7 protein-coding genes are annotated in these 12,374 nt (G+C 53.1%); 1 reads left to right on the forward strand and 6 read right to left on the reverse strand.

Going from position 1 to position 12,374, the window contains the following annotated elements:
• Nucleotides 1–1,312 (forward strand): cellulase family glycosylhydrolase (locus ACKI61_RS07110; protein ID WP_407457056.1); only part of this gene is annotated, 1,312 nt, incomplete at its 5' end.
• Between the two features lie 187 nt (nucleotides 1,313–1,499).
• On the opposite strand, the gene ACKI61_RS07115 is transcribed toward ACKI61_RS07110, so the two are convergent.
• The 6 genes from ACKI61_RS07115 to ACKI61_RS07140 all read right to left on the reverse strand — a co-directional run.
• On the reverse strand, nucleotides 1,500–5,213 hold the full coding sequence (locus ACKI61_RS07115) for an SNF2-related protein (protein ID WP_407457057.1): 3,714 nt from the start codon (nucleotides 5,211–5,213) through the stop codon (nucleotides 1,500–1,502).
• Between the two features lie 107 nt (nucleotides 5,214–5,320).
• Nucleotides 5,321–6,679, reverse strand: a complete 1,359-nt coding sequence (locus tag ACKI61_RS07120) for a hypothetical protein (protein ID WP_407457058.1) — start codon at nucleotides 6,677–6,679, stop codon at nucleotides 5,321–5,323.
• A 451-nt stretch (nucleotides 6,680–7,130) separates the two neighbouring features.
• Complete coding sequence (locus tag ACKI61_RS07125; RefSeq protein WP_407457059.1) at nucleotides 7,131–7,421, reverse strand: hypothetical protein; 291 nt, start codon at nucleotides 7,419–7,421, stop codon at nucleotides 7,131–7,133.
• Between the two features lie 67 nt (nucleotides 7,422–7,488).
• A complete protein-coding gene (locus ACKI61_RS07130) occupies nucleotides 7,489–9,813 on the reverse strand; it encodes an NADP-dependent malic enzyme (RefSeq protein ID WP_407457060.1) in 2,325 nt (774 codons plus the stop codon).
• A gap of 146 nt (nucleotides 9,814–9,959) precedes the next feature.
• Nucleotides 9,960–10,823, reverse strand: a complete 864-nt coding sequence (nadC, locus tag ACKI61_RS07135) for a carboxylating nicotinate-nucleotide diphosphorylase (protein WP_407457061.1) — start codon at nucleotides 10,821–10,823, stop codon at nucleotides 9,960–9,962.
• 144 nt (nucleotides 10,824–10,967) lie between these two features.
• Nucleotides 10,968–12,374 (reverse strand): sugar transferase (locus tag ACKI61_RS07140; RefSeq protein ID WP_407457062.1); only part of this gene is annotated, 1,407 nt, incomplete at its 5' end.

A 12,374-nucleotide genomic window follows, 5' to 3' on the forward strand; every position in this document is an offset into this window, starting at 1 on the left:
CTACCCGTACCAGTTCTCGCTCATGACCAGCGGCGACGAAAGCTGGGGCAAGATGTTCTACTACTGGGAAGACCAGACTCCGGGTAACGACGCAGCACATACCTGTTCCGGCTCCTCCCTCGGTTCCAAGAACTCCATCGACCAGCTGTTCAGCGGCCTCAAGAGCACTTTCTCCGACAAGGGCATCCCGGTCGTGATCGGCGAAATGGGCGCCGTCAAGCGTTTCTCGCTCACAGGAGACAACCTGAAGGCTCACTTGAAGGCTCGTGCCGCTTGGTACGGCTACACAGCTGCAGCCGCCAAGAAGAACGGTCTCGTTCCTTGCGTGTGGGATACCGGTGACGAGGGCGACGGTAACATGACCATTATTCGCCGCCAGGTGAACAAGTTCGGCGGCAACGTGGGTGACATTACCGACTACGAAACGCTCAACGCCATGCGCGACGCTTACGGCCTGGCCGCTCTCACGGGCAGTTCCATTGATTCTCTCGTCAACCAGAACCCCGACATTCCCGAAGGTTCCGGCAAGGGCGTGCAGGTGACTTACCAGACAGTAACTTCCGACTCCAGCGAAGTGGGTACACTGCGCATCAACCTTGCTAGTGGCAAAAACGACCTTTCCAAGTACGTTGGCATCGAAATTCGTCTGAAGGGCTCTGTAGAAACTGCTGGCGGCTGCACCGGTGCAGGCGACGGCTGCGGTGAATACGGCTGGACCTCCATGGACCTCTTCATGATGACTGGCAGCAGCTGGGCTTGGTTCGACGCGCCCGTTATGGAACAGGCCGACAAAGAACTTGACGAATCCAAGTTCCAGACCATCCAGATCAAGTGGACAGACTTCCGTACCGAACCCACAGACCTCAACTCGGTGAATGCCATCGGCTTGAACCTTTACGGCACGCAGGTCACCGGCACCATCACCTTCGACTACATCAAGGGCATCAAGGCCGACGGTTCTACCGAAATCATCGACGACTTTGACAAGAAACCGCAACTCGAAGGCACCGCCTCTGGTAAAATTGTCGCGCTCAGTGGAACGGATGCCATTAAGCCCGCAGCAGTCGCCGCAACATCCAAGATACTCGTGAATGTGCAGCCCGGCATGGTGACCGCCTCGTTCAGCGCCGCCAAGGCAGTTCCCGCCAAGGCCGTCCTGATGAACACCATGGGTCAGGTGATCGCCCAGCAGAACTTCACCGCAAGCAAGGGCATGAACCGCGTGGAACTCTCTAGCGACTACCGCGGCGCCGCCATGCTCATGGTTCGCCAGGGCAGCCAGAAGTTCATCCAGAAGGTAATCCTGAAGTAAGTTTCGTGTGGAGTCCCGGCCGGTTGGAGTGTCTTGCCGGGACATGCTTCCGAAAGCAGAGAACCTCGATCATTGAATCGAGGTTCTTTTTATTACCGTTCGCGCCCAATCAACTAAGTACGTATCCCTAGCGCTCACTCTCGCCGACACGACTTGTTAAGACAAGTCGCTTTCGGCTCAACCAGACTTAAATTGCCGATGCAGAATCGAGCGTAAATATTTCGCCGAGTTGCTTGTCATCCATGTCGGCAAGCCAGGTTTCGCCGGCATTCACCGTCATCTGAGCCACGGCCTTCTTGGCTTCGAGCAATGCGTCGATTTTCTCTTCGAAGGTTCCCTTGGTAATGAAACGATGCACCTGCACATTCTTCGTCTGTCCGATACGGAAGGCACGGTCGGTCGCCTGGGCTTCGATGGCCGGGTTCCACCACAAGTCGTAATGAATCACCTGCGAAGCCGCAGTCAGATTCAAGCCCGTACCGGCGGCTTTCAGCGAGAGAATTAGCACCTTTGTTTCAGGATCTTCCTGGAACTTGCGCACCATTTCGTTGCGCTGGTTCTGCGTGCAGCCGCCGTGATAGAAGTCCGCATCCACTTCAAGCTCGCGGGCAAGCGTTTCTTTCAAAAGCTCGCCCATTTCGCGGAACTGCGTAAAGATAATCGCCTTTTCGCCCTGATCGAGAATCGAACGCAGAAGGTCCAACAGCATACCAAGCTTTCCGGAATCTTCGACATTTGCCTCACCTGCCTTAAGATATGTACGCGGATGGTTGCAGATTTGCTTGAGTGCTAAAATCATCTGCAAAATGAGTCCCTTGCGCTTGAAAAGGTTGTGTGAATCGCCCGTCCCGCTTGAGCGATCCGCCGCAGTTCCCGCGGCACCAGCAGAGCCCCCCATCGCATCGGATGCGATCGTCAGCATGTCCTCGCTCACGTCGATAGAGACGCCCTCTTCGAGCAGTTGCAGCTGTTTCATGAATTCGTCGAGCGTGCGCTTGTACAGCGCCGCCTGGGAGCGCGTAAGTGCGGCGTACTCGTTCTGCTGAATCTTGTCGGGCAGGTCGCTGATGATGCTCTTGTCCGTCTTCATGCGGCGGAGCATAAAGGGGCCCGTAATTTTCTTGAAGCGGTCGGCAACGGCCTGATTGGCGTTTTTCTGGATGGGAGTCTCGTACTTGTCGCGGAATTCCGCTGCAGAAGGCAAAAAGCCGCGGTTACAGAAATCCATAATCGTCCAGAATTCCATGAGACGGTTTTCCACCGGGGTGCCACTCATGGCAATCTTCATGGGTGCGCGGAACGCACGAATCTTTCGGCTCTGTTCGCTGTCGGCGTTCTTGATGTTCTGCGCTTCGTCGATGACCACCACCTGCCAATTCAGCTTTTCCAGCTTTTTGAAATCGAGACGGCAAGTGGAATAGGTCGTAATCAGCAAGTCCGCATTGAACTTGTCCAGCTTTCTCGAGGCGCCGTGGTATGTAAATACCGAAAGTTCAGGAGCAAACTTCTTGACTTCCATCTGCCAGTTGCAAAGGAGGCCCGCCGGCACCACCACCAGCGCTCGACCTTCGTTCAGTCGGCCATCCTGTTTCAGCTTCAAGAGAAAAGCAATTACCTGAAGCGTTTTACCGAGGCCCATGTCATCGGCCAAGATGCAGCCGAATCCCATCTGCAGGTTCTTGTACATCCACGAGTACCCGCGTTCCTGGTAAGGGCGAAGCGTTGCATTCAAATTCTCTGGCAACGCAACTTCGGTCTCGCCGCGCCAGGAATCCAGCTGCTGTTTTAGACCATCGGTCATGTCAACTGGAATATCGTCGCATTTTCCGGTAAGGCATGCCTGCAGAAGCTTCGCCGTTGAAGGGATGAAGTTTTCGGCAGCCGATTCCTCGTCGAGATCTTCGCCACCCGACTCGGCACTTTCGGCATTTTCTGCCGCATCCGTCGCAGTTTCAGCAGTTCCCCCCTTCTTGCTCTTTTCGCGCTCGTCCAAGCGCTGCTGCAAAAGCGCCAAGTCATCCGATGTATATTCGATGTAGCGATCCTTGTACTTCAAGAGACCGCCCGCATCCTTCGCTAGCCGCAGGAATTCTTCGGCAGAAACATTCTCATCGCCAAGGGCCACTTCCCAGTCAAAATCCAGCAGGTCGCCCGCCGTGAATGCGCCAATACCGAGGCTCCCCTTCAGCTTCATCTGCTGCTTGGGCCGCGCCATCTCCTTTAAGGAGCGCGGCATTTCGGTCACGATGCCGAACACTTCGAACTTCTTGACCGAATAAGTCACGAATTCCTTGAGTTCAGCACCTTGCATCACCAACGGCTCTGCGGCGCGGCATTTCAGATACGCGTTCAGCGGCTTGAAAGTTTCAGCAACGCAATTGAGTACGTTCATCAGCGACAAAAGCCTCGGGTCACTATTTTCATACAGGGCCTTCAGCGGTTCACGGCCTGCGGCCGTTTCTATCAAGACATCCATCGCGATGTCTCTGCCGCACTCCGAGCAGTGGAAAATAATCTTGTGGTTAAACTCGAGCGAATTATAGACCGAGAACCACGACTGAATCTTAGAGGGAATCTTGAGTCCGTTCGCCGCAAGGCGCCCTGACTTGCAGTCAAAGAAAAATCCAAGCAGGTTTTCATGGGGTCCTTTTTTGTAGCTCTGCGCCGTGCGCGCAAACTTCAGCAGCTTGCCAATAAACACCGACAAAATGTGTTCGGCGGCACACTCCAGGTCTTCGCGCACCTGATCCCGCATCGTAAAGGCAAAGTCGTCGGGCACCGACTTTTCCAAATCCGACACCACCGAGAGCACATCAGGCAACATTTCTGCAGGCAGCCAACGCATCTGCGCTGTCACGTTATTCAGCCAGAACACCTGCGGGTAAATCGCTCCGCAACGCACCAGGTAATACGCCACCTGCAAAAGCTGATGCACGAAGCGTACAGTCACATGGTTGTGCCACACGCAATCCTGATTAAGGCGGCAAAGGGCTCCCATCACATTTTCGACAGACAGGCCCGTCGCCACTTCGCGTTCATCTTCGAGCTGGTTAAAGGTCCACTGCCATCCTCGCCCATGCACAATCTGCAAGCGTTCCTTTTCCATCAAGAAGGTATGCGCATGGTAGATGCCGAAATCAACCGCAAACTGCTCGAACTTTTCAAAATGGTTGTAGAAGGCACGGCAACGTTCCAGTTCGTCGACAAAGCTCTTCTTGAAGTTCCCCGCCGGGCAGAACTCCGGAAAATTCGAAAGCATCGCGGGCAGTATATGCGAATAGTCGCGCCACTCCCCAAACTTGAACATCGGGATACGCGGCGAGGCCACCCGGTCATTCACCGGCAAAATCCGCACCAGCGTAGACTCGCTCGGCACATCCGATTCGACGGGTTCCGGCTTGTAGTCCTTTAGATAAGCTATGTCGAGACCATGAATCTTGAACAGCACAAACGGATCGGCGGACATCATCTCGGCAAGCTTCAAAAATACCGAAATCACGTAGCGGCAAGGCAGGGCATCCTTGCAGTCACAATTCATGTTCACGCGGTCCAGCGTATCGAACAGCGAAAGCCCGCACTTCGAAAGAATCAGCTCGATGGACTGGTTGATAGCCCCGTTCGAAAGGGCGGCAAGTTCCACCGGCTGCTGTTTCAGGAGCCCCACAAAGACATCGGCGCGGTCCTTGTCGAACTTCGGGAAAACCAAGTACACATTATGGAGTCCACCGTTGGGCCCCTTGACCGACGCCATCACGCGGTTATCGGCCACCGTAAACGGCTGCACCTGTCCCCGCGTCACATATTTAAAGGCGTAATCAATATCCCGTCCGGATGTACCCGCAAGCAAGTGGTCCAACCACTTTTTACTCCACCAGGTACTTCCATAAACACCATAATCCATAGCCGCCCAAATATAGTAATTTTCTCTGACAAAAATTGCTCATTTGAGCAAAGAAGAAGACAATAAAAAACCCCGGCTGGGCCGGGGCGTGCGGAAGCTTATCAGGCCTAGTTCGAGCAGGCGCCGTACTTGCCGATCTTGTGAATTTTGATGCTATTGACGGACGTAGTAACGCAGTCCCCTTCCAACGAAAGCGGACAAGAAACGCCAGCCTCGTCATTGGAATATTTGAAGTGGATGGCTAGGACGCTTGCCAAAGCACCTTTGAAAGTCGGGTAATCGAGATCTTGTTCGATGGCCCAACTGGGTTGATGGAAAGTTTTCGTGTTAAATGCAAGATCCACCGTTTTGACGGTACCACTCGGCAAGGTCGCATACCAGGAGCTTCTTCCGTCACCAAAGCTCTTCAAGGTAAAAGCAACCTTCTTCGTTGCAGAATAGGTGACACACATTCCTTCCCAATCGGACATATTTACGGAGGTTCCCGACGGGGACATATTGAAACCGATGGCGGCATAGGGATACGGAACGGCTTCCATATATTCCCCATTATACTCCCAATCGTATACGAGGTCGATTTCTGCCGTGTAGGCACCCATCTCTGATCCCGTAAATACAGAAGAATATCCTCCATCAGCGATATCGTCAAAGCTGAACCACCAACCAGAACTATCCTTTGTCTCTTTGTTATCATCAAAGAAGGTATATTCGTCAACGGTGTTGAAGAAAGTTCGAACGCGGTCACCGTAGGTGGATGTGTACATGATACCGTCTTCGAAAGTTACGACTTTTTCCCTTGGTCCAGAGCTGCTAGACAATTCGGGTTCAGAGGATTCCGAAGAATTGGTTTTGGAAGAGCCGGAAGAACCGAGCTCGTCATCATCACCATCCTTATCACCATCCTCATCACCATCCTCATCGCCATCATCATCGCCAATATCAAGCGCGGCGCCCAAAGCCGACCATTTCCAAGTCAAGGATTCTGGATCCATGGAACACGTATAAATCTGTTTTTTGGACTTGTCATAGGCATAGGTCTTTTGGGGATTTGCGATGGCCCAGCTTTGCGAGCATTCGTCCATATCCTCTATTTTGCTAACGGCAGGCGCCCACGTGTAAGAGGCCATTCCCACTCCCATATCAATAGAGGCGCAAATATAATCTGTTTTTTCATCGGATACTTTAACCGTTTCGCCAGAATTGGATTCGGCGCAACTGGACCGGAAAAGTTCTACTAGACTTTTCTCGGACTTAGAAGAGTTTTCACTAGAGCCACTGCTTGCAGGCTTGGCAACTTCATTTGTTGCATCGCAAACTGCATTTTGAGCATCGTAAATTTCATCCAAAGTGCCTACCAAGCCAACGGTCTGATTAATCGTGCACTTACCGGCTTCGTAGGTCGCACTAAATCCCTCTACCGTTCCCGAGGCTTCGCAAACAGCCTTAGCAGTAACGTCATCCCCCATTTGAGAATAATCGGTAATTGTGGATTGCGAAACCATATTTCCATCCGCGCCAAACACATAGACGGTAGTCGTCGCAGTTCCATTTGCAGCCGTTTTTACAGTAACGGAGTTTCCCGTCTTGGTAACGGAACACAAATCGTTCGTCGCGTCAGGGCCACTGCTGCTGGAATCACTCCCGCAGCCAAAAAGCCCTATACTAGCGGCACAAATTAAAGAAAAGACGCCGCTTTGTTTTTTTGTTTACAAAAGTTTACAACATTATTCATGGGATTCCCCTATATTGATTAGCCCAAAAATAATTCCTGCAATCCTAAAAGTCAAGCAAAATGTTTGACGATATGTGTTTCATCACTATTGCACAATCATCTTTTGCGTAGCAACGCCATTTCGACCTTCCAGGCGCGCGCCTATCCATCGGCTTCGAACTTTCTCGTGACAAAATTTACAACCCTCACGACCGAATCGAAAAGAGGGATGAATCCGCTGTACAAGAAGAACCAATCGTCGATGGCAACGATGATAGCGAAAATACGTCCGCTATAGCAGAAAGCGTCGCCCCCGCACCCGAACAGGTAGCCGATTCTACCAAAGCCACAGAACCTGTGCCACCTGTAAAGGCGGAACCGCCAGCGGCAATTTCGGCAGAAAACAACCCTGCAGAAATTTCTTCTGAAAAAACGGCTGAATCCGAGCCAGCCGCCGTGCAGCCGAAAAAAGTCAAGGGAAAGAAAGAAGCTTCCAAAAAATCTACTACAAAGAAAAAAGCCTCCGCAAAAACGAAGGCTAAAAAGGATAAAAAGAAGTAGTTTTTACCACATCTTGTCGAACTTCTTGCGGCTCTTCTCTTCGTCCTTCTTCTCCTGCACAATCGCGTCGATAACGGCGGCCACCGTCAGGTTGAAGATATCGTGCACGGAGGCATCGGAGTCGGTGAAGTGTACCGGCTTGTTCAGGCCCATCTGCACAGGACCGATGGATTCGCCCACGCCCATTTCCAGAAGCATCTTGCAAGTGGTATTTGCAGAAGAGAGGCACGGGAAGATAAGCGTGTTGACCGTCTGGCCCTTGAGCTTGTTGAACGGGTACTTGCTGTCGCGCAGTTCCTTGTCGAGCGCCACGTTCACCTGCATTTCGCCGTCGAGAACATAGTCCGGGAACTGTTCGTGAATCATCTTCACCGCATCGCGGGCCTTGTTTGCCGTACCGCGGGCCGCTTCCTTGTCGCTACCGAAGTTCGCGTAGCTGAGCATCGCCATCACCGGTTCGTGGGCAAAGAAGCGTACGGCGTCATGCGTGAGTTTCGCAATATCCACGAGGGTTTCGGCGTCGGGGTCGCGGTTCACCAGCGTATCGGCCAAGAAGAACGTACCCTTGCGGGTGCTCAAAATGTGCATGGCACCGAAGTGCTTGTATTCTTCGCGGATACCGATGATTTCCTTGGCAAGTTCGATGGTCTCGGAGTACTTGGAGTAACCGCCTGTAATGAAAGCGTCGGCATCGCCCGTCTTGACCATCATCATGCCAAAATGGTTCGGCTCGAACATGTCGTCGCGGGCCTCGTCGAAGGTAACACCGTTACGGCCGTTCTCTTCAGCGTAAATGCCTGCATACTTGCGGCGGCGTTCAAATTCCTCAGGCGAGCGCGGGTTCACAATCTTGATGCCCGTGAGGTCGAGCTGTTCCTTATTCGCCATCATCTGGATGCGTTCGGCGTTACCGAGCAGAATCGGGTGCGCCACACCTTCGAGCTTCGCCTGCACGGCGGCCTTGAGCATGTTGAGGTTGTCACCTTCGGCAAACACCACGCGCTTCGGGTTGCTGCGGGCGGTATCGCTGAACTGGCGGATAAGCTTGTTGTCGTAGCCCATCATGTCGCGGAGCCTGTCGTAGTAAGCGTCCCAGTCGGTAATCGGCTTGCGGGCCACACCGCTCTCGATGGCAGCCTTCGCGACGGCGATAGAAACTTCCGTAAGCAGGCGCGGGTCCAAGGGCTTCGGGATAAGGTATTCCTTGCCGAAAGTAAAGCGTTGCGCATTGTAGGCAATATTCACCACATCGGGCACCGGCTGGTGCGCAAGCGCGGCAATCGCACGCACGGCGGCATGCTTCATGTGCTCGTTGATGCAGGTGGCGCGCACGTCAAGCGCACCGCGGAAAATGTACGGGAAACCGATGACGTTGTTCACCTGGTTCGGATAGTCGCTGCGGCCCGTCGCAAAAATCAAGTCGCCACGGCTCGCCATGGCTTCTTCGTAGCTGATTTCGGGAGTCGGGTTGGCAAGAGCGAAAACAATCGGCTGGTCGGCCATGCTGCGGACCATTTCGCGGGTAAGGATGTTACCCTTGGAGAGTCCCACGAACACGTCGGCGCCCTTCATGGCGTCTTCGAGCGTTTCGATATCGGTGCGGTCGGTCGCAAAGAAAGCCTTCGCTTCGGTAAGGCCCTTGCGGTCCTTGCGGATGACACCCTTACTGTCGCACATCACCAGATTCTCTTTCTTGAGACCGAGCGACAAGTAGAGTCGCGTGCAGGCGCAGGCGGCTGCACCCGCACCGTTCACCACCATCTTCACGTTGCGAATGCTCTTGCCTGCGACCTCGATAGCGTTCAGCAGGCCCGCCGAAGAAATGATGGCCGTACCGTGCTGGTCGTCGTGCATCACGGGGATGTCGAGTTCCGCCTTCAAGGTGTCTTCGATTTCGAAGCATTCCGGAGCCTTGATATCTTCCAGATTGATGCCGCCGAACGTCGGGGCGATACCCTTCACGATTTCGATAAACTTCTTCGGGTCCTTCTCGTTGATTTCGATGTCAAAGACGTCGATGCCCGCGTAAATCTTGAACAGGAGCGCCTTGCCTTCCATCACCGGCTTGCCCGCGAGGGCGCCAATATCGCCGAGGCCAAGCACTGCGGTGCCGTTAGAAATCACGGCAACCAAGTTACCCTTGCCCGTATATTCGTAAGCAAGGTTGTTATCCTTTTCAATTTCCAAGCAAGGAACAGCTACACCCGGAGTGTACGCAAGACCCAAATCGGTCTGCGTGCTGTGCGGCTTGGTCGGCACGATTTCGATCTTGCCGGGCTTACCCATGGAATGGTATTCGAGAGCTTTTTCCTTTAAGTCCTTGCTCATTTTTTCTCCTTGATTTTTTCGCGCCCAAAAATAGAAAAATCAAAGGGCATTGTAAAGATTTCAATACCCTTATAAGAAAGATGTATTTTTCAGCCGTCTAAAAGGAGTCTAGACGCCCCTTTTGGGCCATTGGCGCGAATGGTCTGTTATATTCTCATGGAAATGTCGAGGGCCTTTACACTATGTGTAAGAGCACCCACCGAGATATAATCAAGGCCGAGTGTCGCGATTTCCTTCGCGCGTTCGAGCGTCATGTTGCCCGAGCCTTCCACCAGGCACTGGTCACCGCTTTCCTTGATAATCTTGAGGGCTTCGGCCATCATCTCGTTGCTCATGTTGTCGAGCATGATGACGTCGACACCCTTGTTCAACAGGGCGCGCAGCTGGTCAAAATTTTCCACTTCCATTTCAACCATCAAGTTCTGCTTGTTGTTCTTCTTCACCACTTCAAGCGCTTCGAGAACGCCACCGGCTGCCGCAATGTGGTTATCCTTCACCAGCACCATGTCAAAGAGGCCCATGCGGTGGTTGGAACCGCCACCGACGCGAACGGCATACTTCTGCAGCGTGCGGAAACCGGGAACCGTCTTGCGGGTATCGAGAACCTTGGTCTTTCCGCCCTTCAAGGCTTCCTGGAAGGTATGGGCAACGGTTGCCACACCGGAAAGCTGCTGGATAAAGTTCAAAAGCGTGCGTTCGCCCGTCAAGAGTTCATGTGTCGTACCATCCATTTCGGCAATCAGGTCACCCTTTTTAACGACATCGCCGTCTTTCTTGTGGAGCGTCACCTTCACATTCGCCTTGAGTTCCTGGAAAACGAGTTCAATCACCGGAAGGCCTGCGAGTACACCGTCTTCTTTTGCAATCAAGCGGGCATGCTGCTTCTGGTCGGCAGGAATCGTCCATTCGCTCGTCACGTCACCCGTGCGAACGTCCTCGGCAAGCGCCAAGCGAATCATCGTGAGAGCATCATTAACTGGGAAAACGGGTATTGAGCAATCTCCATACATAATTATAACCTAGGGGTTAGGGTATGAGGTATGAGGTCGGGGCGATGCCCCTCTGAGGTATGAGGTTATTAAATAAAAAGCTCAAAGGGAGCCGGAGGCGACCGACCTCACCACTCAAAGCGAGTGAAACGAGCGACCTCATAGCTATTGTGCTCCCTTTCCGGTCAGCACCACATACACTGTCCGCACCAGTATCTGGAAGTCAAGAAGCAGGCTCATGTTTTCGAAGTAATACATGTCGTACTGCAGCTTGATTTTCACGTCTTCGGTGCTGGTATCGTAATGGTGGCACACCTGAGCCCAACCCGTCAGGCCCGGCTTCATTTTCAGGCGGCTAATATAGAACGGAATTTCTTCACGAAGTTTGGCAATGAACACGGCGCGCTCCGGGCGCGGTCCTACCATGCTCATGTCGCCCTTTAGCACACACAAAATCTGCGGAAGTTCATCGATACGGGTCTTGCGCAGGAACTTGCCCACCTTGGTAATGCGGGGGTCGTCCTTGGTGGCCCACTGGGCGCCAAACTTTTCGGCATCGGTACGCATCGTGCGGAACTTGTAAACCGTAAATGGCTTGCCGTACAGGCCAATGCGTTCCTGAGAATAGAACACCGGACCATGGTCTTCGAGCTTGATGGCAATGGCTGCAAGCACGCACACCGGGAAAGAAATCAGACCGAGGAAAGCGCCAAACACGATGTCGATAGCGCGCTTCACGCGCACCTGCCACAAGGGCATCGTAAAAGCAAACAGTTCCTGCAATTCAAAGCCGTAAACCAGGTTCGCCTTGAACTGCCCATGCACCACGCTGTAGAGTTCAGGCACCAGGTAAATATGCACCGGCTGGTCGCACACCCACACGAGCACGCGCATAATCTCTTGCGGCGAAGAACTTTCGTGGGCTATGATGATTCCTGTGACCTTGTACTTCTTGATCAGCGTCGCCAAGTCCGAATACTTGCCAAGCACCGGCACATTGGCAAACTCATGGTCCATCACCTGGTAGCGTTCGTCGACAAAGCCCACCACGCGCTGGCCGCGCTCAGGGGTCTTCGCAAGTGCCTCGGCAATTTTTTTGCCCGCTTCAGTCGCACCCAGTACCAAGATGTTGTTTGCGCCAAAGCCACGGCTCAAGAGACCGCGCAAGCACTTATAAATCAGCATCCTGAAAAGCACCACCATGAACAGCGCAAAGCCGCCGTAGATAAAAATCCACGGGAAGCGTGAACCGTAAATGTAGCCGCTACTCAAGGGTTCGTTCGCAAGGACCTTGCCAAGGAACTCCAACCCAAACAGAATGGCGATGATAATGACAATACCAATCAGCACGGCACGCAGCACGCGCAGGATCTGGTGCGTTCTCGACATCAAGAGCCACGAACGGTAGAGTCCGCCGCAGGTAAATAGAATAATCCAGCCAATGTTCAGGACCAGTCCCATGTAGGCATAGTCCGCAAACACCTTGTTCGGATCATACTTATCCGCAATCCAGCCACTATGGAATTGCACCCAATACGCCAGGACGAAACAAACCGTCATGGCGATAAAGTC

It is taken from the genome of Fibrobacter sp. (assembly GCF_045601785.1).
GTDB lineage: Bacteria > Fibrobacterota > Fibrobacteria > Fibrobacterales > Fibrobacteraceae > Fibrobacter.

Excerpts from the sequence above, each read along its gene's own strand:
- ACKI61_RS07115 (WP_407457057.1), bottom strand. The coding sequence starts at position 5,213 with ATGGATTATGGTGTTTATGGAAGTACCTGGTGGAGTAAAAAGTGGTTG.
- ACKI61_RS07120 (WP_407457058.1), bottom strand. The coding sequence starts at position 6,679 with ATGGGGGATGACGTTACTGCTAAGGCTGTTTGCGAAGCCTCGGGAACG.
- ACKI61_RS07130 (WP_407457060.1), bottom strand. The coding sequence starts at position 9,813 with ATGAGCAAGGACTTAAAGGAAAAAGCTCTCGAATACCATTCCATGGGT.
- nadC (WP_407457061.1), bottom strand. The coding sequence starts at position 10,823 with ATGTATGGAGATTGCTCAATACCCGTTTTCCCAGTTAATGATGCTCTC.